The following is a 20,685-nucleotide window of genomic DNA, read 5'->3' on the forward strand; positions in this document are numbered from 1 at the left end:
GGTCGTGTCTACGCCGGGGCAGGTGTCGACACGCCCTGTGAAACCGAACTGATGCTCAGAGCCCGAATCGGGACCAGCGAGCACGTTCCTCGACACTGGCCAGCACCTGCGTCACGAGATCGCCCGATCGGGTGGACGCACCGGCGAGCCCGAGCTTGGCCAGCAACGGCTTGCGCGGTTCGACGATCGTCAGCTCGGCGTCCGGGAAGCGCTTCGCGACGACGCTGCGGATGGTGCCGATGCCGTCGACCAGCCCGAGCTGCTGGGCCCTGCTACCGGTCCACACCTCGCCGCTGAAGAGGTCCTCCCCGGTCTGCAGCTTGGCGCCGCGGCGTTCGGTGACCCACGCCTTGAACTGCTCGTGCAGGTCGGCGTGCAGCCCCTTGAGCCACTCGACGTCCTCGGGCTTCTCCCTCTGGAACGGGTCGAGCCGCACCTTGTTCTCGCCCGCGGTGTAGACGCGGCGCTCGACGCCGGCCTTGTCCAGCAGGCCGTTGAGCCCGAAGCCCGCGCTCACGACACCGATGGAACCGACCAGGCTCGTGCCGTGCGCGTAGATCTCGTCACCCGCGCACGCCAGCCAGTAGCCGCCGGACGCCGCCACGTCCTCGCAGAACGCGAGCACCGGCACGTGCTTCTTGGTCGCGAGCTCGCGGATCCGCTCGGCGATGAGCGCGGACTGCGTCGGCGCGCCGCCGGGCGAGTTGATGAGCAGCGCCACGGCGATCAGCCGCTCGTTGTCGAACGCGCGGTTGATCGCCGATTCGACGTTCTGGAGGCTGATCGTGTTGCGCGCGACGGGCGAGGACTGCGGGGTGATGACCCCGTGCAACCGCACCGCCGCGACGACGGGAGGCCGTTCACCGCGGTCCATGACCCTCGGGAGACGGGCAGCGATCTTGTCCGTGACGCTCATGTACTCGACAGTACGTGCGTTTCGCGGACACGCGGGAGCCTCGACGGTGGTCGGTCGCTCCCGCGTGACCTGGAACACAGGAAGTGGTCGTCCTGGTGCTAGGTTCGGGCTGTGACGTTCAACCCGATCCGCTGGCTCGAGCGCTATGTCGAGTGGTGGGACGACCGGGGCAGGCAGAACGCCGCCGGGCCGACGCCCATGCACATCTACTGGATGTGGGTGAGTTGGAGCGTGTGCGCCGTCGTGCTGATCACGACCCTGGCGGTCGCGGCGCGCTGAGCCCCGTCAGCACTTGCAGCTGGTGATCCCCTTCGCGGTGCACTTGATGCAGACGCGGACGCGTTCGGGTGCTTGTTGTTCCTGCACTGGATGGCCTTTGCTCGTGGCCGGTCTCTGGTTGTTCAAAGAACCGGCTGTTCATTGGTCACCACCACAATCGGCAGGGCGAACGTCCGGGTTGAGCATGGTTGACCCTGCAATTTTCTGAGAGCGCGAACGCGCTGGACCGGGCTGCTCGTTCGCGACAGGTCGGCGTGTCGATCGTCCCGGCCGGCCTGCCCGGCCTCGCCGGCGCCGCTGATCAGGCGCGGATCGCCGGCTGCTCGTTCGTCATCGGCTCGTCCGTCAGCTGGTTGCCCAGGTTCAGGTTCGGCAGCACGTTGCGGGCGAACTTCGGCACCTTGAGGATCACCTTCGTGCCCGCGTTCGGCGCGGTCTCGACGACCAGGGCGTACTCGGCGCCGAACACCGTGCGCATGCGGTCGTTGATGTTGCCGATGCCGACGTGCGCGCCGGTTTGGTGGGCGTCCTTGATGTCGTCGAGGCGGTCCGGGTCCATGCCGACGCCGTCGTCCTCGACGCTGATCAGGGCCTCGCTGCCGTTGTCCTCGGCGGTGATGGTGAGCATGCCGCCGCCGGGCTTCTTGGCGAGGCCGTGGCGGACCGCGTTCTCGACCAGCGGCTGGAGCACGAGGAACGGCAGGACGACCTGCAGCACCTCGGGGGCGATGCGCAGGCGCACGGTCAGCCGCGAGCCGTACCTGGCCTGCTCGATGGTGAGGTAGCGGTCGATGTTGGTCAGCTCGTCCGACAGCGTCGTGAACAGGCCGTCGGTGCGGAACGAGTAGCGCGTGAACTCCGCGAACTCCTGCAGCAGCTCGCGGGCGTGCGCCGGGTCGGTGCGGATCAGCGAGGAGATCGTGTTCAGGGCGTTGTAGACGAAGTGCGGCGAGATCTGCGCCCGCAGCGCCTTCACCTCGGCCTGGGCGAGGGCCTGCCGCTGCTTCTGCACGACCTCCAGCTCCAGCTGGGTCGAGACGAAGCGGGCGGTCTCCTCGGCCATGCGGATCTGGCGCTTCGAGGCCACGCCGGACACCACGATCAACGTGCCGGCCACGTCGCCCTCGACGACGAGCGGCACGACGACAACGCTGTGCAGGGAGCACGGGCCCTGCAGCTCGCAGCCGAGCTTGCGGTGGTCGACGTGTTCCTTGTGGCAGTTGTTGATGGCTCGCGCCACCGTGTCGCGGAGGTACTCGTAGTGGTCGTTCGCGCCGCCGTCCCACGACAGGACGGTGCCCTCTTCGTCGGTGATGGCGACCGCGACGCACCGCAGCATCTCGCGCAGGTGGGGCGTGGCCTTGTCGGCGGCCTCCTGGGTCAGGCCCGCGCGGAGGTCGCTCGACGCCTTGGACATGCGGTCGAGCATGTCCATCACGGCGTCTTCGACGGAGGTGCTGACCCGTCGAGCGCGGCACAGCATCACGAAGAGGCCTAAAACAGCCAGAGTCGCGATGACACCGAGCACCGCGCGCTCGGTCAACAGGTCGCCCACGGTGCACATGCTGTGCTGTGGGGCACCCCTATAGCAAGAGGCACGCCCACCGTACGCCCGTACGGTCCACCGCTGCGGGTAGACATCCGATGAATTTGGGGGGAGGGTGTGCGGGTGAGAGTGGCTCTGTTCGCGACCTGCCTGACGGACACGTTCTTCCCCGAGACGGCACGTGCCGTGGTGCGTTTGCTGGAACGACTCGGCTGTTCGGTCGAGTTCCCGCTCGACCAGACGTGCTGCGGCCAGATGCACTTCAACACCGGCTACCGGGAGCACGCGAGGCCGCTGGCCCGCAAGTACACCGACGTCTTCAGCGGCTACGACCACGTCGTTGCGCCATCCGGGTCATGTGCCGGGATGGTCAGGGAGATCCATCCCACGCTGGGTGAGTCCCCGCCGCGGACGTTCGAGCTCGCCGAGTTCCTCGTGGACGTGCTGGGCGTGACGGACGTCGGCGCGTGGTTCCCCCACCGCGTCACCTACCACCCCACGTGCCACTCGTTGCGCATGCTGGGCGTCGGGGACAAGCCGCTGGCGCTGCTCAGGGCCGTGAAGGCACTCGATCTGGTGGAACTGCCGGACTCGACGCACTGCTGCGGCTTCGGCGGCACGTTCGCGGTGAAGAACGCCGAGACGTCCACGGCGATGCTCGCGGACAAGATGACGTGCGTGCTCTCGACCGGGGCCGAGGTGCTGAGCGCGGGCGACAACTCCTGCCTCATGCACATCGGCGGCGGGCTCTCCCGGCTGCGGGCGGGTGTGCGGCCGGTGCACCTGGCGGAGATCCTGGCTTCGACGGAGGAGGACCCGTGGCTCGCAACCCGGTGACGTGGCTCGGCAGCCCGACGTTCCCGAAGGCCGCGCACGAGGCGCTGGCCGACACGCAGCTGCGGCAGAACCTGCGCAGGGCCACCGGCACCATCCGCGCTCGCCGGGCCGCCGCGGTCGCCGAGATGACCGACTGGGAACAGCTCAGGGTCGCCGGCGAGCAGATCAAGAACGACGTCCTGGCGCGCCTCGACACGCTCCTCGTGCAGCTCGAGGAGTCGGTCACGGCCCGCGGCGGCGTCGTCCACTGGGCACGGGACGCCGAGGAGGCGAACCGGATCGTGCTCGACCTGTGCCGGGGGAACGGGCGACCGAGGTCGTCAAGGTCAAGTCGATGGCCACGGCCGAGATCGGGCTCAACGAGGCCCTCGAAGCCGGCGGCGTGCACGCCGTCGAGACCGACCTCGCCGAGCTGATCGTGCAGCTCGGCGACGACCGCCCGTCGCACATCCTGGTGCCCGCGATCCACCGCAACCGCTCGGAGATCCGCGAGATCTTCCGGCGCCGCATGGGCGTCGAGGTGTCCGACGAACCGGCTGACCTCGCCGAGGCGGCACGGGTCTACCTGCGCGAGAAGTTCCTCACCACCAAGGTCGCCATCTCGGGCGCGAACTTCGCCGTCGCCGACACCGGGTCGATCGTGGTGCTGGAGTCCGAGGGCAACGGCCGGATGTGCCTGACGCTGTCGGACACGCTGATCACGGTGATGGGCATCGAGAAGCTCGTGCCGTCGTGGCAGGACCTCGAGGTCTTCCTGCAGCTGCTGCCCCGCTCCTCGACCGCGGAGCGGATGAACCCGTACACGAGCGTCTGGACCGGCGTGACCCCCGGCGACGGTCCGCAGAGCTTCCACCTCGTGCTGATCGACAACGGGCGCACCGCGACGCTGCGGGACTCCATCGGCCGTCAGGCCCTCCGGTGCATCCGGTGCTCGGCGTGCCTCAACGTCTGCCCGGTCTACGAACGCACCGGCGGCCAGTCCTACGGCTCGGTCTACCCGGGACCGATCGGCGCGATCCTGACACCGCAACTGGTCGGCGACATGCGCGACCCGCAGGCGGCCTCACTGCCCTACGCCTCTTCGCTTTGCGGCGCGTGCTTCGAGGTCTGCCCGGTGCGCATCGACATCCCGTCCGTCCTCACGCACCTGCGCGCCGAGGTCGTGGAGGCCAAGGGGCGCACGGCGGAGTCCGTCGCGATGGCCGCCGCCGCGTGGATGTTCAAGGAGGCGTCGCGCTACGAGAAGGCGCAGAGAGCCGGTGCCCTGGCACGGTTCCTGGCCAGGGACGGGCGCATCACGTCGTTGCCGTGGCCCGGTTCGAGGTGGACGTCGTCCCGCGACGTGCCCGCGCCGCCGTCCGAGTCGTTCCGCGCCTGGTGGAGGAGGAACCGTGGCTAGTGCTCGGGAGGAGATCCTGCAGCGCATCCGAGACGCACGAGTGCCCGCGGCGGACCCGGTCGTCCGCGGTTACCGCGACACCGGACCGGGCGGCGTCGAGCTGTTCGCCGAACGGGTCGCCGACTACCGCGCGGTCGTGCACCTCGTCACGGACGTTCCCGGGGCGCTCGACCGCCTGCGCGGCAAGAGGATCGTCGTGCCGCGGGACGTCCCGGCCGAGTGGCTGGTCGACGGTGTGGAGTGGCTGCACGAGCCGCTCACCGTCGAGGAGCTCGACCGGTCGGACGGCGTGCTCACCGGGTGCGCGGTGGCGATCGCGGACACCGGCACGATCGTCCTGGACGGCGGGGTGGCGCAGGGACGGCGCGCGCTCACGCTGCTCCCCGACCACCACCTGTGCGTCGTGCGGGCGGACCAGATCGCCGCGTCGGTACCGGAGGCGTTGCACCGGCTGGAGCCCACCCGGCCGCTGACGTTCATCAGCGGCCCGTCGGCGACGAGCGACATCGAGCTCAACCGGGTGGAGGGCGTCCACGGCCCCCGCACCCTGGAGGTCCTCGTCGTCACTTGAGCAGCCGCGACAACCGGCGGTCGGCCAGGGGCTTGCCGCCGGTCTGGCAGGTCGGGCAGTACTGGAACGCCTTGTCCGCGAACGACACCTCACGGACCGTGTCGCCGCAGATGGGGCACGGCAGGCCCGTGCGCGCGTGCACCCGCAGGCCCGACCGCTTCTCGCCCTTGAGCCGGGCCGCGTCCTGACCCACGGACCGTGCGACCGCATCGGTCAGGGTGCTCAGCATCGCCTCGTGCAGGTGGTCGAGCTGTTCGTCGTTCAGCTTGCCCGCCGTCGCGTACGGCGACAGCCGCGCCATGTGCAGGATCTCGTCGGAGTAGGCGTTGCCGATGCCCGCGATCAGGCTCTGGTCCGTCAGCGCCGTCTTGAGCCGTTCGGTCCGCTGGGCGAACAGGTCTTCCAGCTGCGTGCGGGTGATCCCCAGCGCGTCGAGGCCCAGCCTCGCGACGCTCGCGATCGTCTTCGGGTCGCGCACGATCCACGCCGCGAGCCCCTTCTTCGTGCCCGCCTCCGTCAGGTCGAACCCCGGTCCCCGGCCGGGCGGGCCTAGGTGCACGCGCAGCGCCAGTGGCCCCCTGCCCTGCTTGGGCGGTGGCGCGGTCATGGTGTCGGCCCAGCGCAGCCAGCCGGCGCGCGCGAGGTGGACGACGAGGTGCAGGCCGTCCGCGACCTCCAGGTCGAGGTGCTTGCCGTGCCGGTGCGCGGCCACGACCTCTTGGCCGTGCAGCGCTGTCCACGGCGGGTCGAACGTCTTCAACACCTGCAGCGACGCCACGTCGACGCGGTGGACCGTGCGGCCGACAGCGTGTTCACGCAGGTGGTGAACCAGTGCTTCTACCTCGGGTAGCTCGGGCACCGGTCCAGTGTCGCATCAGTCGACGGGCTGCAACGGGCCTTCGACGTCCGGCAGCGAGTGCATCTCGATCGTGCGGGCGACGCGGGAGGCCTCCTGGCGCACCGCGAGCGGACCCCTGACCTGCCCGATCCACCGCTCGGGCGGCAGCTCGTCGGCCGTGGCCTTGCTCTCCGCGACCAGCGTGTGCGGGCGGCGCAGCGCCCAGCGGACGGGGAAGAAGGCGAAGAGGAAGATCAGCGCGAGGATCAGCCACGCCGGCACGACGACCTGCTCCGGCGTCCAGGCGATCAGCACGACCACCATCACGGCGAGCATCCCCGCCATCATGATGCCGGGCAGAGCACCACCGCTGACGTCGTGCTCGAAGTCGTCGGACTCCACCGGGTTGCGCCACTCGATGCGGCTGTGGACCGTCCACATCCGCCCGTCCGCACCGCGCACCAGCCGCGTCATGTACCCGTCTCCCACGCTCGGTCGGTCTTGGTCAAACCGTACCTGGCGCGGGCCGAGCCTTGTGGGTGAACTCGCCCCGACTTGATCGTCACCGTCAGTTCTGCCGGGGCTCCGTCGGGTAGAGCGTGGCGGTCGTGACCGTCGTCCGCGGGGTCGAGCACGGCTGCGAGGAAGACGGGCTCGACGAGGTCGACGGCGCGTTGAGCGACTGGATCTCCCGCGACGTCGTCGCCGCGGTGCTCACGACCCCGGTCTCGCCGGACGACTCGACGACCTCCTCCGCCCGCTCCACCGGCGGTGCCTGCTGCGCCCCGGACGTCGGGACCGGCGCGGACGACTGCGTCTTGCGCACGGTCTCCTGCCGCTGCCCAACGGGGTTGACCACGTTCTCGCGCGGCTCCTCCCGCTGCGGCTCCCGCGCGGGCGGTGGCGGGTCGGCCACCACGAGGCCGCGGCTGTGCTCGGAGCTGGTCGAGCCGGAGAGGTCCAGGGCGATCACCGGGTTCTGGTCCGGCTGCAGCACCGCGACGCCCGGTCCGCCGTTGAACACCGCGGCCATCGTGCCGACCAGGCCGACCGTCGCCACGCTCGCCGCCGCGAGGGCCATCTTCGCCTTGGTGAGCAGCACCTTCCCGGCGAACGTGAGGCCCAGCGCCGCCGGCACGACCAGGAACGCCGCGTTGGCGCGCAGCGTCGCGCAGACCTCGTTCAGCTCGGCGTGCAGCTGCGAGCACGACGAACAGGTGTCGAGGTGGGCGCGGATCCGGCGTTCCTCGACGCCCTGGACCCCGCCTGCCGTGTAGGTGCCGAGCTTCGACCGGATCGCCGCGCACGACGAACGCCCGTCGTCGGCGGCGAGGTGCGCCTGCAGATATGCCGCACGCAGCCCTTCGCGCGCACGGCGGGCCAACGCCGACATGGCGTTGGGTGAGAGTCCGAAGTGCGGTGCCACGGTGGCGGGGCGTTCGCCCTCCACCTCGACGCGCCACAGCACGACCCGCCAGCGTTCCGGCAGGCTGGAGAAAGCCCTGGTGATGAGGTTGTGCTCGACCCGGCTGTTCGCGTTGTCGCTCACCGGCTCGACGCGCCGGCCCAGCTCCTCGTCCTCCACCGGCACGTCCCGGCGGCGCCCGCTCCACTCCCACGCGACGCGGCGGGCGACCGTCAGCAGGTAGGTGCGGACGTGGTCCGTCGGACCGCTGCCGCGGCGGATCGCCTGCAGCATGCGGAAGAACGCCTCGGCGGTGAGGTCGTCGGCTTCGGCCGCCTCGCGGACGTGCCTGAGGGAAAAGCGGCGGATCGCGTCCGCATGCCGGGAGAACAGTTCGCCGTAGGCCGAGTCGTCTCCCTCGCGCACCCTGGCGAGCAGGTCCCGGTCGACCTCGTTCTCGTCGACCATCACACGGCTCAACATGCCACAAGGGGCCAGACCTGCTCCTTGTCGAGAACAGGTCGATATACAAGACCATCCGTTCGTAGTGGGCTGTTCAGCGCAACGCGATCGGTGACAGGACGGTCACAGGTGGGCGTCGTACGGTCGGCCGAAGAAGATCGAGCGACTATCGTCACGTGCGTGGTGGACTGGCGGGAACGCGCTTCGGCTCTGGTGCCGGAACTTCGGGCTGTCGCCGAAACCGGGGAATGGTCCTGTCACGTCTTCTTCTCCGAGCTCTGCCAGCTGACCCAGGAGGCGCACCGCGAGCAGGACGACGACGTGCTGCGGCGCGCGTACGGGTTCGCGCACTGGTGCTTCCACCAGCCGGAGCAGTTCCTGGAGAACGCGGCACTGATCAGCTTCTACGAGCACGTGTTCGACGACTGGGAACTCCGCGAGGAGGTCGCCGCGTGGCTCCCGGTCGACGTTCTGCCCAAGGTGCGGGCGCTGTGGGAGTGGCGGTGGTCCAAGGAGCAGTTGTCCGAGGTGGATCAACTGCTGGCGGGTTTGGCACCCCCCTCGCAAGACGCGGTTTGAGGCTGTTGTATAGTTCTCTCCCGTAAGGCAGTGCGGATGTAGCGCAGTTGGTAGCGCATCACCTTGCCAAGGTGAGGGTCGCGAGTTCGAGTCTCGTCATCCGCTCTCGGAAGAAGTCCGGTACCCCTCGGGTGCCGGACTTCTTCCGTTTCAGCGGATCGCGGGCCCCACGGTGAGCGTGGCGAGCACCCCGCGGTCGCAGCACGACGTCCGCACAGGCGACTCCCCGGTCCCGCACGGTGGTTCCCGGGGTGATCTCCCGGCCGAGCCGTGAAAGGGTGGAACCGTTCGCTCGCATCACCCTGATCGAGCTCGTTCGACAAGGACTCGGAGACCATGGCCATCACGCAGACGGCAAACGCGCACTGGGAAGGCTCCCTCGTCGAGGGCAAGGGCAACGTCAGCCTCGCCACCTCCGGCTCGGGCAGCTTCGACATCGACTGGAAGGCGCGCGCCGAGGAGGCGGGCGGCAAGACCAGCCCCGAAGAGCTCATCGCCGCCGCGCACTCCTCCTGCTTCTCCATGGCGCTGTCGCACGGCCTGACCGGCGCGGGCACGCCGCCCACCTCCATCGACACCAAGGCGGAGGTCTCGTTCCAGGCGGGCGTCGGCATCACCGGCATCCACCTGACCGTCCGCGCCTCCGTGCCGGGCCTGTCCCAGGAGGACTTCGTCGCGGCCGCCGAGGGCGCCAAGGCGAACTGCCCGGTCTCCAAGGCGCTCGCGGCCGTCGAGAACATCACCCTCGACGCTGCCCTGGTCTGAACCGCAGCTCCGCGGGCCCGTGACTGATCAGGTGCTCGCGGTAGCGCACGTCGCCGGGCTGCTCGGCCACCTCGCACGAGCGGTCGAGCAGCTCTTCGACGACGATCCGGCCCTCCAGGCGCGCCAGCCGGGCGCCGAGGCAGTGGTGCGGGCCGTACCCGAAGCCCGGGTGCGGCGGCACGGACGGCCTGCCGGGGTCGAAGTCCTCGGTGAACACCTCCGGGTCGCGGTTGCCCGCCGCGTAGTCGAGGAACAGGTGCTCCCCCTCCTCGACCTGCACGCCGCCCACCACCACCGGGCGCGTCGCCGTGCGGAAGAAGCCGGTGAACGGGAGTCGAGGCGCACCACCTCCTCCACCACGCCGCCTGATCGGCGCTCTCGTGCGTCCAGCCGCAGGACCGCGCCGGCCAGCATGGTCGTCGTCGAGTCGGTGCCGGCGACGACGACCGCGAGGCACAGCGACAGCCGTTCCTGCTCCGACAGCTGCCCTCCGCGGAACGCGTTCGAGCGCCCGAAGTAGGCGCGGAACTCCCCCAGCGCGGCGAAGTACGACCCGAGGACCCGTGCGCTGACCTCCTCGCCGCTCGTCAGGTCCAGCACCGGCGCCACGATCTCGCGGAACAGCGGCAAGTCCGCGTCCGGCACGTCGAGCACGTCCGCGACGACGCCCAGCGCGAACGGGGCGGCGAAATCGACTTCCCCCTCCAGTTCGTCGAGCAGTGCCCTTGCACGATTCCTGATCGGGTCAGCCATTCGGCGCACGGCCGTTTGAGTGAATTCGTGGTTCGCCGTTCCGCGAATTCGCGCGTGCCTGGCGCCGCCACGGCCGCGAGCTGCGGACCTGCCGAGTTCCGGGAGGAGAACGTCACCGGATCAGCCAGCACGGCGCGCAGGTCGGCGTATGCGGTCACCCGCCGCGCGTTGATTCTCGGGTCGAATTCCATTGCGCTATCTTGGCGCGGTTCCAGCCTTTGTCGGGGGCTGACGACAGGACGAACAACGTGATCATCCGGCTGCTCGGACCGCTCGAACTCACCGGTCCGAACGGAGCGGTTCAGCTCAGCAGCGCGGGGTAGAGGACGCTGGTGGCCCGGCTGGCGCTGACCCCGGGGGAAACAGTGCCGAGGAGTGCGCTCGTGGACGCGCTCTGGTCGGACGAGGCACCGGCGACCGCCACGAAGACCCTGCACAGCCTCCTCGCGCGCCTGCGCGGGCAGATCCGCGACGCCGGGCTCGGCGAGCTGATCACGACCCGCGAGCCGGGCTACGTGCTGAACGCGTCGGCGGGGACCGTGGACGTGGCACGGTTCGAGGCGCTCGTCGCAGCAGCACGGCACAGCGACGAGCCGTCGGAGTCGGCGAAGATGCTGCGCGAGGCCCTCGCGTTGTGGACGGGCGACCCTCTCGCGGACTGCCGGCCGGGCGAGTGGACCCGCCAGGAGTCCGCACGGCTCGTCGGTCTGCGGATGGACGCGACCGAGGACCTGGTGGACGCCTCCCTCGCGCTCGGCGAGCACGCCGCGGTGGCGCCGCTGGTCACCGCGCTGGTCGAGCGGCTGTGGGAGCAGCTGATGATCGCCCTCCACCGCTGCGGGCGGCAGGCCGAGTCGCTCGCGGCGTTCCAGCGAGCGCGCGCCGTCCTCGTCGACGAGCTCGGGATCGAGCCGGGCACGCGGCTGCGCGACCTCGAACAGGCGGTGCTGACCGCCGACCCGCGCCTGGACCTGCCGGAACGGGTCGTGCTGCCGGTGCGCGGCCACCTCCCGGCCGACCGGTCGAGCTTCGTCGACCGCCCGGAGACCGAGCACGTCACGGACCTGATCAGGCAGCACCGGCTGGTCACGCTGATCGGCGTCGGCGGCGTCGGCAAGACCCGGCTCGCCCTGCACGTCGCCCGCGCCGAGCAGCCGCCGGACGGCGCGTGGCTGGTCGAGCTCGCGGCGTTGCGCGACCGGACGCTCGTCCCCCACACCGCCGCCGAGGCGCTGGGCGTGGTCGACCAGACCGGCCGGGGGCAGCTGAACGTGCTCACGGAGTTCCTCGGCGGCCGGGACGCGTTGCTGGTGCTCGGCAACTGCGAGCACGTCGTCGACCACTGCGCGGTCCTGGTCGACATGTTGCTGCGGGTGGCACCGAAGCTCCGTGTCATCGCGACATCCCGGCGCGCGCTGCGCGTGTACGGCGAGCAGGTGCTGTCCGTGGCGCCGTTGTCCGTTCCGTATCCGGCGGCGACGTTGTTCGCCCAACGCGCCGACGCCGCGATTCCCGGTTCGTTCGTCATCACGGATGCCAACGAGCAGGGGGTGGCGGACCTGTGCCGGCGGCTGGACGGCATCCCGCTGGCGATCGAGATGGCGGCGTTGCGGGTGCGGGCGCTCACACCGGCGCAGCTGCTGGAACGGCTCGACGACAGGTTCCGGGTGCTCACCGACGGCGGCAGGACCGCGTTGCCCCAGCACCAGACTCTGCTCGCGACGATGGAGTGGAGCTTCGACCTCTGCTCGCCGCGCGAACAGCTGCTGTGGGCGGGGGCGTCGGTGTTCGCCGGCGGCTTCGACCTCGCCGCGGCCGAGGCGGTGTGCTCGGACGACGCGCTGACCGCGGACTTCATGTTCGACGCGGTCGACGGGCTGGTCGACAAGTCCGTGCTGCAGCGCGAAGAACACGCCGGCGTTGCGCGCTATCGGTTGATGGAGACGATGCGCCAGTTCGGGCAGACGCGGTTGCGTGCGAGTGGTGAAGAGCAACGGCTGAAGGCCCGCCATCGCGACTACTACGCAAACCTTGCGGCACAAGGTGAACGGGCCTGGTTCACACCGCGGCAGCTGGCGACGGTCGGCGCGATGACGGCCGAACGCGGCAACCTGCATGCGGCGCTGGAGCACTCGCTGACGACGCCGGGCGAGGCCGGGCGAGGCCGCCGCCGGTCTGCGGCTGGCGGCGACGCTGTGGTTCCACTGGGTCGGCTGCGGGCGGTTCGCCGAGGGACGGCACTGGCTGAACTGGGCGCTGTCGCTCGAGACCGAACCGTCGAAGGCGCGCCGCAAGGCGTTGTGGGTCAACGGGTACGTGGTGGAACTTGTGGCACGGCAGAACGGCGTGCTGCTCCGGTTGCTCGGACGCGACTCGCTGAGCGTCGGTGAGGCCGCGAGTGCCGTGCTGCTGGCCTCGACCGTGTGGGGCCTGGCGTCACAGCCGCTGCTGCACGAGGGCGCGGTGCTCGTGCGCGTCGGCTGGCAGCCATCCAATGCCGAACCGTTGCCTCCGTCGGCCCGCTAGGTCTTCCTCCGGCGAGGACCATGGGTGCGTGGACCGGGACAGAACGCTGGCGCACCTCAGCCGCGACGACTGGCGCAACCCCGACTCGTCGTCGACCCAGCTCTATCGGGACCTGTGCGCCCTGCGGGACCTGCCGGTGGGGCAGCTGACACCGACGTCGCTGCACCTGCTGGTCACCCACCAGGTGGGCCTCGACGTGACCGCGCTGCTGGCGCTGGAACACGTCGAGCGCGATCCGCTCGGATCGGTCGCCCTGTACCCCGGTGACCTGCTCGCCGCTCTACTGAGAGTAGACCATTCCTTCTGGTCCGATCACCCTGAGTTACTGGCCAGGATGTCCGCCGTGCTCGATCAATTGCGCATCCTGCCCGACGGCGATTGGCAGCTGCTCGTGTCCGCTGCGGACCAGTTCCCCGGTTAGGCGCTCATCGGTCGACGCGCCGGCCATCTGCAAGATGATCGCGTTGCTGTTACGGAGCGTGATCATCATAACGTTCACAAAGCTTTGATTGAATCGAAAACAACCGGTTCGCTTGACCCAATCGAGTGAACGGGATAGGCAGTCGGGGTGTTGGCGGCGATGAGCGGGCCCGGTCGGCTCGCAACCGGTGCTCTCCTGGGCGTTGTCGTCGCCGCGTTTTACGTGCTCGCGCCTCATGTCGGGTCACTCGCGTCGGGCGATTCGCAAGGGTCGGGAGGCGGCGAACCGGCCCGCGTCTCGCTGATCAACACCCCGTCGCTGCTGCCGACGCAGACCGGGACGCCGTCACAGACCGTGGCGGGCAGTTCATCGTCCGCAGCGTCGTCTTCGTCGTCTTCGTCGTCCTCAGCGTCCTCAGCGTCCTCGTCGTCCAACGCGACGACCACCACGAACACCACGAACACGACCACCGTGGCGGTGACGACGACTCAGACATCGCCACCCGTCACCACCACGACGACCTCGCGACAGCGGCCGACGACGACCACGACCACGAGGCCGTGCGGGCTCATCTTCTGCTGATCACGCGGTCCTGCGTCGCGCGAGGAACACCGAGGCGCCACCCACGAGCAGCGTGAGCGCGCCGACCAGGCCGAGGCCGCCGACGCTGGCACCGGTCTCCGCGAGCGCACCGGCCGTCGCCGTGTAGTTCGACGCGGGCAGGATCACCGGCGTCCGCTCCTGCTCGGGCTGCGGTTGAGCACCACCGGGAGCTTCGCCGCCCGGCTCCTCGGTCGGCACGACCTCGACGGCCCAGCCCGTCTGGCACCACCGGGAGCAGTCCGCCGCGCTGACCAGCCACTCCGACTCGACCTTCCACGGTCCGTTCACGACGACCTTGTAGAGGCCCGTCGGGATGTCGGTGAAGTAGGCCTGCCCGTCCTCACCGGAACCGCTGGCGGTGCCGGCGACAACACCGGTCTTCGGGTCGACCAGGCTGAACGACACCCCGTTGAGGTGCTCGCCCTCGGCGTCCTTCCAGCCGTTGCCGTTGCGGTCGACGTAGATGGAACCGTTGGTGTTCGTGCGCTTTTCCCCGACCTTGACGTAGTCGAAGACGGTCGGGTAGCCGTGGACGAGGCCGTCCCGCGGACCGAAGTCGCACGCCACGTAGGAGTAGCCGTAGTCAGAGGCGTTGATCGAGACCTGGCCCGCCACCGCGAACACGCGGCTCTGGCCGGCGGGGATGGTGGTGCCCCTGTCGTAGCTCAGCTCACCGAGACCGCCCCAGACGTTGATGTGCGGACCCTCGCCGGAACGACCGCAGCCGGCGACGACGCCGCTGATGTCCGCCCCACCCCTGTTGGTCAGCGTGAACTCCAGGCTCACCGGGCCACCGTCCACGTGGTCGGTGGTCAGGAACCGCACCGACGCCGACAGCTGGTCCTCCAGCGGCCGGACCGCCTGGTAGCGCAGCTCGGAGGTCGTGTCACCGCCGACCACGGGGATCAGCTCGCTGTTGTACGCCACGATCCAGCCGCCGGGCAGGTTCTGGAAACTGAGGCCCCACGCGCGGAGCTCGAGGTCGGTGAAGGTGAAGCGGCCGTTGGCGTCGGTGCGCGTCCTGGGCGTCTCGTTCGGGTTGCCGCCGCCGTACAGGTACGCCTCGGCACCGGCCAGGCCTTCACCGGCGTCGTGCGTGCCGTTGCCGTTGGCGTCACCCCACAGGATGCCGCTGATCTTGCCCTGCTTGACCGGCTCCCGGACGGCGATCTCGACGGTGGCTCCGCCGTCGAACGGGTTCACGTCGTTGGTCGCGGTGGCACGCAGCGTGAACCGCGAAGTGCCCTGGTAGTTGTAGAACCTGCCGTTGAGGTGGAAGGTCCGCGACTCGCCCGGAGCGAGCTTCACCGTGGACGGACTGCCCCACGGCGGCTGCAGGCCGTCCCACTCGTCGGGGTTCAACGTGTAGTACGAACCGGAGATGTGGTCGAGCCGCGCGGAGACCCCCGTGGCCTCGGCCGGACCGCTGTTGGTGATGGTGAGCTCGACCGGCACGGTCTGGCCGACGACGGGCGGAGCGGCGCCGACGGTGGCCGTGGCCTTGATGTCGGACTTGGTGGCGGGATCGTTCTGCGGTTGCTCGACGGGCTTGTCCGCAGGCTTTTCCGCGATCTCGTCAGCCGGCTTCTTCTCCGTGGACGGGGCCACGGACTCGCTCGTCTCGGTCGGTGTGCTGGTCTCGATCGGCGGCGTGGTCTCGGTCGGCGGCGTGGTCTCGGTCGGCGGCGTGGTCTCGGTCGGCGGCGTGGTCTCGGTCGGCGGCGTGGTTTCGGCCGGCGTGCTCGGCTCCGTGACGGACGTGGTCGGCGCGGCAGGGTCCTCCTGCGCGTACGCCGTGAAACAGGTGGTGGCGCTCAACGCCAGAACTGCTGCGAAGACAGCGGATTTGCGCGCGACACCGCGCGCACGACGTGCGGACAACGTGAGACTCCCCAGGAACAGGCCACCGCGCCGACGCGACACGACCCCCGACGTACCGCGCGAAACCCCCGCCGTGCGGTGAACGTGGCTTCGCCGAGCACGCTAGGTCGACCGAACTGGGAAAACAAGTCTCAATCAGCTCACATGCCGCAGGTCACGGCTGCTCGGCGACCTTCAACCCCACCGGGTCGGACACGACCAGGACCACTTCGGCGTGCCCGATCCGGCCCGAGCAGACTTCTCGGGCGTGGGGTTCGACGTGGGACCACCCGCGTATCCGACGGCGGTGGCCCGGAGGGAACGGCAGCGCCGCCGGGGGAAGTGGTGGAATGCGCGGAGAGGTGTGAATTCATGATCGACTGATCCCACTACTACGAGTGGATAACCACATCGGCGAACGTTCGGGATCGATTCGCGTGGCCAACTACCCTCAGCCCGAAGTCTCTCGTGAGCAGGTGCGACAATGGCGCGGTTTCATCAAGGCCGCGTCAGCAGGGGGCTACTGTGAGTTGGCAGGACGAGCTGCAGAAGCTCGACGCTGAGTTGGCAAGCGGCCGCGTGTCCGCTGATGAGTACCGGCAGCGGCGCGACGCGCTCCTCGCCGGTGACACACGTGGGCAGCAGCAGGGCGGCGCCTTCTCGCCCCCTCCGCCGCTGCAGTGGCAGGCGGTGCCGCCACCGGAGAAGACGCAGTACATCCAGCCCGTGCAGCCGCAGCAGGCCCAGCCGCCGCAGCAGGCCCAGCAGCCGCAGCAGAACTCGGACAAGACCCAGGTCGTGTCCGTCAACAACGGCGGCGGGCAGGCGAACCCGGACGCCACCCAGGTGGTGCCCAACAGCGGCGGCTTCCCCCAGCCGAACTACGGGCAGCCCCAGCAGTTCCCCCAGGGCGGCTGGCAGCAGGGCGGCGGTTCGAGCAACGCGGCGCCCCCTCCGTGGGTGACGGGTGACGACTCCTTCTCGACGCCGGCGTGGAACCAGGGCCCCGAGGTCTTCGACTCGGCCAGCGAGTCGTCCGGCAAGGGCAAGAAGATCATCGGCATCGTGATCGTCGTGGCCCTCCTCGCGGGCCTCGGCGTCGCCGGCTACTTCTTCTTCAGCGGCAACAAGGACAACAACCAGGGGCAGTCGCCGACCGGGCAGACCTCGACGTCGGCCACGCCGACGGTGAAGCCGATCCCGGACCCGCCCGCGCAGAAGCCGGACGCCGGCGCGACCGCCGACTCGGTCTACGGCCCGCTGCCCGGCACGGAACGCGCCGGTGGCGGTCAGTTCGACCTGCCGAAGCTGGCCGCGCAGAAGCTGCTGGTCGGCAAGACGACCGACGCGCTGGTGGCCGCGGGCATGACCGAGGCGACGCTCAGCACGTCGGTCGACGGCAAGAACACCCTCAGCATCATGGCCCTGGCGGTCACGGACCAGGCCGCGGCGAGCAAGGTCGTCGCCGCCTACCTGCAGGACCAGGCCGCGCTGAAGGAGGACAAGGACCTCTCGTACAAGGGCGTCAAGGTCGTCACCGACCCCGCCAAGAAGGTCCTGCGCGCCACCTACGTCTACTACAACAAGATGGTCTTCGTGGAGGTCTTCACCGACGGCGGTGACAGCGCGGAGGCCCAGTTCAAGGAACTGCTGAAGAACCAGCTGGAGTTCGCTCCGCCGACGGTGCGCTAGTCACCGCACGGCAAGGAAAAGGCCCCGAGTCTCCTCGGGGCCTTTTTCGCGTCCTGCCTACTTCAGCAGGTCTTCGAGCACCGCGCGGGCGACCTGCGGTCCGAACTGGGCGGCGACCTGTTCCTTGGCGGAGCGGGAAAGCTGGTACCAGAGGTCGTCGTCGCGCATCAGCCGGACGATCGCCGCGGCGATCTCCTCCTCGGTGTCGCCGACGAGCACGTCCTGCTCCGGCGTGAGGTGCATGCCCTCCAGCGCGAGCGTCGTGCCCACCACGGGGACGCCCTCGCTGACGCTCTGCCCGATCTTGCCCTTCACCCCGGCGCCGTAACGCAGCGGTGCCACCGTCATGCGCGCACGGGAGTAGACGGGCCCGAGGTCGGCGGCGAAGCCGACCACGTCCACGCCGGCGTCCTCGTCGTGCAGGGCGAGCAGCTCCTTCGTCGGGTTGGACCCGACCAGGCGCAGCGTCGCGTCCGGGATCTCCTTGCGCACCAACGGCATGATGGACTTCGCCAGCCACTGCGCCGCGTCCCGGTTCGGCACGTGGTCGTACCCGCCGATGAACACGATGTCGGTGCGGCCACCCGCGGAGACGGGCGTCCAGTCGACGGAGTGCACGTTGGACAGCACCCGCACGTCGGCATCCGGCACCTGCTGCCGCAACAACTGCTGCTCCGCCTCGGACACCACCAACGTCACGTCCGTCGCGCGCACCAGGCCGAGCTCGAGCTCGCGCGTGGCGTTCGCCTTGCGGCGCAACGCGAACGCCTCCTCGGGCTGCCCGTCGCGCTCGGCGACCACGGCCTGCCGCTCCAGCCGCAGGAAGTGCAGGTCCACGGTGTCGTAGGCGATGACGCACTGCGGCGCCCGCGTGCGCAGCTCCTCGAGCATGATCCAGGCGACGTTCGGCCGGGACAGCAGCGCGAACGACAGCTCGGACGCCGCCTCGCGGATGAACTCCCACTGCCGCTCGTGCTGGGTCAGCACGGTGATGCCGAGCTGGCGCAGCTCGTCGGTGTCCGGCTGCAGTTCGCCGAAGTTGGCGGGGAAGAACACGACCCGGCAGCCGAGGTCCACGAGCTCCTCGAGCACCGCGCGCATCCGCACCGACCCGGAGTCCATCCGGGTCGCGGGCACCTGGTGGTCCATGACCAGCACCAGCGGGCCGCCGCGGTCGTACCTGTCGCGCTGGCGGGCGAGCCAGAGGTTGGCCTCGCTCGGGCCCGGCAGCTGGCGGGCGAGCGCGTCGGCCCACTTCTCCGCGAACACCGTGCGGTTGAGCTCCTGGTACCGCTTGACGCCGGTGGCGACGTCCTTGCCGTGCGAGATGCCCTCGTGGTGGATGACCACGGCCTTGGGCTGCACGACCACGCGGTGCCCGGACTCCCTGATCGCGAACGCGAGGTCGGTGTCCTCGTAGTAGGCGGGCGCGTAACGCGTGTCGAAGCCGCCGACGCGTTCGAAGAGGTCGCGGCGGACCAGGATCGCCGCGCCCGAGCAGTAGTCGACGTCGCGCACGACGTTCACGGCCTGGTCGTTCGGGTCGCCGTTGCGGCCGTAGTTCCAGCCGGTGGCGTCGGACCAGATGATGCCGCCGGCCTCCTGCAGGGTGCCGTCCGGGTAGACCAGCTTGGCGCCGACGAGGCCGATCCTGTCGTCGGAGTTCGCGGTCTCGACCAGCGCTTCGAGCCAGCCGGGCGTGACCTCGGTGTCGTTGTTGAGGAACAGGACCAGCTCGGAGCGGGCCTTCTCGGCGCCGAGGTTGCAGGCGCCGATGAACCCGAGGTTGCGCGGCGTGCGGACGAGCCGGATGCCGGTGCACGCGGCGAGCTTCTCCGCGCTGTCGTCCGGGGAGGCGTCGTCGACGACGATGACCTCGAACGGCACCGTGGAGTGCACGCTGTTGATGCTCAACAGGCACTGGCGCGTGTACTTCCACTTGCCGTGCACCGGGATGACGATGCTGACCAGCGGCTTGTCGCTGGTGTGGACGGCGACGGGCGTCCGCGGCTCCGCGGCGATCTGCTCCACCGGGCCCGGCTGGCGGCCGAGCGCCTTCTCGTAGGTGTCGCGCAGCGTGCTGCCGCGCGGCGCCACCTTCTCGACGACGCTGCGGTACTTCCCGAGCGCGCGCTGCACCAGCGCGTTCTGCTCGTCGACCTCCTTGCGCAGGCGCTGCACCTCCGCCTCGGCCCGCACCGCGCGCTGCTCGAGGGCGTTGGACGAGTCCTGCATCCACTCGATGATGGCCGCGGACCGGTCGGCGGCGCGCACCGCCTGGTGCAGCTCGCCGGCGAGGCGTTCGCGTTCGGCGTGCGAGTCCCGCACCGACTCCAGCGCGGCCAGCTTGTCCCGCTCCTCGGTCTGGCGGTGCTGCTCCAGCCCCTCGATGGTCGCCTTGAGCTGCTCGACCTCGGCGCGGCTGTCCTCGTACAGCGCCCGCAACCGGGCCGTGGCGCGGCCGACCAGCGACTGCTCCGGGTCGAGCATGACCGCGGCGGAGGGCAGCGCGGGCAGCTTGCCCTGCGACGCCACCGCGACCAGGTAGGTGTGCGGCAGGCCGTTCTCGACGGTCCACGTGTCACCGTCGGCACGCAGGGTGTGCGCGCCGAGCGAGCCCTTGGCCGAGCTGACCGACGTGATGACCGAGCCCACGGCGACGTTCTGCCGGAACATGGCCACGTTGGCGAAGTCCGCCTTCAGCAGCTCGGCGAACTCGCACTCGGTGAGCTCCTTGAGGTGGAACTCGTTGCAGTTGTGGTGCTGGTGGCTGTAGACCTCGGTGTCCGGGGTGCTGATCAGCAGCAGCCCGCCGGGCGCCAGCCGTGCGCGGACCAGCTCCATCAGGCCGGCGTGGTCCGTGACGTGCTCGACGGCCTCGAAGCAGGTGATCACGTCGAACTGCCCGGCGTCGGCCAGCACGGCCGGGTCGGTGATCGACCCGACGACGAACCGCAGCGACGGGCCGCCGTAGTTCACCTGCGCGTGCTCCACCGACGGCACGTCGATGTCGACACCGACGACCTCCGCGGCGGTCTCGGCGAGCATGGCGGCGCCGTAGCCCTCACCGCTCGCGAGGTCGAGCACCCGCTTGCCCGCGACGAGGTCCCTGGCGAGGGCGTAGCGGTGGTAGTGCTCGTACACCACCTGCGTGTCCTCGGTCCACGGAACGCAGCGCTCCCCGGTCCACTCGATCCGGCGGTCCAACTCCATCAGTCGTTCTCCAGCGCTGT

Annotated in this window: 18 protein-coding genes, 1 tRNA gene and 1 pseudogene; 11 read left to right on the top strand and 9 right to left on the bottom strand. The window is 69.9% G+C overall.

Translation table 11 applies throughout. The features are described 5' to 3' along the window. Positions 1-55: 55 nt before the first annotated feature. The gene (locus tag V1227_RS27740; protein ID WP_329788353.1) at positions 56-916 is read right to left on the bottom strand and encodes a S49 family peptidase; all 861 of its coding nucleotides are present in this window, start codon (positions 914-916) and stop codon (positions 56-58) included. A gap of 111 nt (positions 917-1,027) precedes the next feature. Between V1227_RS27740 and V1227_RS27745 the strand changes: the two genes are divergently transcribed. Beyond that, positions 1,028-1,195, top strand: coding sequence for a hypothetical protein (locus V1227_RS27745; RefSeq protein ID WP_166048541.1), 168 nt, complete (start codon positions 1,028-1,030; stop codon positions 1,193-1,195). A 301-nt stretch (positions 1,196-1,496) separates the two neighbouring features. Here the strand turns inward: V1227_RS27745 and V1227_RS27750 are convergent, their stop codons facing one another. Beyond that, a complete protein-coding gene (locus V1227_RS27750; RefSeq protein WP_236215795.1) occupies positions 1,497-2,759 on the bottom strand; it encodes a sensor histidine kinase in 1,263 nt (420 codons plus the stop codon). A 111-nt stretch (positions 2,760-2,870) separates the two neighbouring features. Between V1227_RS27750 and V1227_RS27755 the strand changes: the two genes are divergently transcribed. The 3 genes and pseudogenes from V1227_RS27755 to V1227_RS27765 all read left to right on the top strand — a co-directional run bounded on the left by V1227_RS27755 (position 2,871) and on the right by V1227_RS27765 (position 5,548). Continuing rightward, entirely contained in the window at positions 2,871-3,578 is a 708-nt protein-coding gene (locus V1227_RS27755; protein WP_329794127.1) for a (Fe-S)-binding protein, read from the top strand. Next, positions 3,560-4,977: pseudogene (locus V1227_RS27760) on the top strand (LutB/LldF family L-lactate oxidation iron-sulfur protein). Before V1227_RS27755 ends, V1227_RS27760 begins: the two are co-directional and overlap by 19 nt. Continuing rightward, the gene (locus tag V1227_RS27765; protein ID WP_329788354.1) at positions 4,970-5,548 is read left to right on the top strand and encodes a LutC/YkgG family protein; all 579 of its coding nucleotides are present in this window, start codon (positions 4,970-4,972) and stop codon (positions 5,546-5,548) included. Before V1227_RS27760 ends, V1227_RS27765 begins: the two are co-directional and overlap by 8 nt. On the opposite strand, the gene V1227_RS27770 is transcribed toward V1227_RS27765, so the two are convergent. From V1227_RS27770 to V1227_RS27780, 3 genes are all read right to left on the bottom strand, one after another. Next, positions 5,541-6,407: an Fpg/Nei family DNA glycosylase gene (locus V1227_RS27770; RefSeq protein WP_329788355.1), complete on the bottom strand. Its 867-nt coding sequence runs from the start codon at positions 6,405-6,407 to the stop codon at positions 5,541-5,543. The two genes, V1227_RS27765 and V1227_RS27770, sit on opposite strands and share 8 nt — an antisense overlap. A 15-nt stretch (positions 6,408-6,422) precedes the next feature. Then, positions 6,423-6,860 carry a DUF983 domain-containing protein gene (locus tag V1227_RS27775; RefSeq protein WP_329788356.1) on the bottom strand — a complete coding sequence of 146 codons (438 nt, stop codon included), beginning with the start codon at positions 6,858-6,860 and terminating at the stop codon, positions 6,423-6,425. Between the two features lie 94 nt (positions 6,861-6,954). Next, positions 6,955-8,274: a sigma-70 family RNA polymerase sigma factor gene (locus tag V1227_RS27780; RefSeq protein WP_329788357.1), complete on the bottom strand. Its 1,320-nt coding sequence runs from the start codon at positions 8,272-8,274 to the stop codon at positions 6,955-6,957. A 159-nt stretch (positions 8,275-8,433) separates the two neighbouring features. On the opposite strand from V1227_RS27780, the gene V1227_RS27785 reads away from it, so the two are divergent. From V1227_RS27785 to V1227_RS27795, 3 genes are all read left to right on the top strand, one after another. Continuing rightward, positions 8,434-8,832, top strand: coding sequence for a DUF7674 family protein (locus tag V1227_RS27785; protein ID WP_329788358.1), 399 nt, complete (start codon positions 8,434-8,436; stop codon positions 8,830-8,832). Between the two features lie 32 nt (positions 8,833-8,864). Beyond that, a tRNA-Gly gene (locus V1227_RS27790) sits at positions 8,865-8,937 on the top strand. A 231-nt stretch (positions 8,938-9,168) separates the two neighbouring features. Further along, complete coding sequence (locus V1227_RS27795; RefSeq protein WP_236215803.1) at positions 9,169-9,597, top strand: OsmC family protein; 429 nt, start codon at positions 9,169-9,171, stop codon at positions 9,595-9,597. Here V1227_RS27795 and V1227_RS27800 read toward each other — a convergent pair. Further along, positions 9,572-10,054, bottom strand: a complete 483-nt coding sequence (locus V1227_RS27800) for a cytochrome P450 (RefSeq protein WP_329788359.1) — start codon at positions 10,052-10,054, stop codon at positions 9,572-9,574. The two genes, V1227_RS27795 and V1227_RS27800, sit on opposite strands and share 26 nt — an antisense overlap. Positions 10,055-10,682: 628 nt before the next feature. Between V1227_RS27800 and V1227_RS27805 the strand changes: the two genes are divergently transcribed. Genes V1227_RS27805 through V1227_RS27815 form a run of 3 tightly spaced genes read left to right on the top strand, consistent with a single transcriptional unit; the run spans position 10,683 to position 13,297 of the window. Beyond that, positions 10,683-12,740 (top strand): BTAD domain-containing putative transcriptional regulator, encoded by a 2,058-nt coding sequence (locus V1227_RS27805; RefSeq protein WP_329788360.1) that lies wholly within the window; start codon positions 10,683-10,685, stop codon positions 12,738-12,740. Further along, positions 12,679-12,876 carry a hypothetical protein gene (locus V1227_RS27810; protein WP_329788361.1) on the top strand — a complete coding sequence of 66 codons (198 nt, stop codon included), beginning with the start codon at positions 12,679-12,681 and terminating at the stop codon, positions 12,874-12,876. The genes V1227_RS27805 and V1227_RS27810 overlap by 62 nt, the downstream gene beginning before the upstream one ends. A gap of 28 nt (positions 12,877-12,904) precedes the next feature. Continuing rightward, positions 12,905-13,297 carry a contact-dependent growth inhibition system immunity protein gene (locus V1227_RS27815; RefSeq protein WP_329788362.1) on the top strand — a complete coding sequence of 131 codons (393 nt, stop codon included), beginning with the start codon at positions 12,905-12,907 and terminating at the stop codon, positions 13,295-13,297. Between the two features lie 233 nt (positions 13,298-13,530). On the opposite strand, the gene V1227_RS27820 is transcribed toward V1227_RS27815, so the two are convergent. After that, positions 13,531-13,761 (bottom strand): hypothetical protein, encoded by a 231-nt coding sequence (locus V1227_RS27820; protein ID WP_329788363.1) that lies wholly within the window; start codon positions 13,759-13,761, stop codon positions 13,531-13,533. Positions 13,762-13,879: 118 nt separating this feature from the next. Then, complete coding sequence (locus V1227_RS27825) at positions 13,880-15,781, bottom strand: hypothetical protein (protein ID WP_329788364.1); 1,902 nt, start codon at positions 15,779-15,781, stop codon at positions 13,880-13,882. 504 nt (positions 15,782-16,285) lie between these two features. Between V1227_RS27825 and V1227_RS27830 the strand changes: the two genes are divergently transcribed. Continuing rightward, positions 16,286-17,452, top strand: coding sequence for a hypothetical protein (locus V1227_RS27830; protein WP_329788365.1), 1,167 nt, complete (start codon positions 16,286-16,288; stop codon positions 17,450-17,452). Between the two features lie 57 nt (positions 17,453-17,509). Here the strand turns inward: V1227_RS27830 and V1227_RS27835 are convergent, their stop codons facing one another. After that, positions 17,510-20,665 (bottom strand): glycosyltransferase, encoded by a 3,156-nt coding sequence (locus V1227_RS27835; protein WP_329788366.1) that lies wholly within the window; start codon positions 20,663-20,665, stop codon positions 17,510-17,512. Between the last annotated feature and the right edge of the window lie 20 nt (positions 20,666-20,685).

The sequence above is a fragment of the Lentzea sp. DG1S-22 genome (assembly GCF_036321065.1).
GTDB classification, from domain to species: domain Bacteria; phylum Actinomycetota; class Actinomycetes; order Mycobacteriales; family Pseudonocardiaceae; genus Lentzea; species Lentzea jiangxiensis.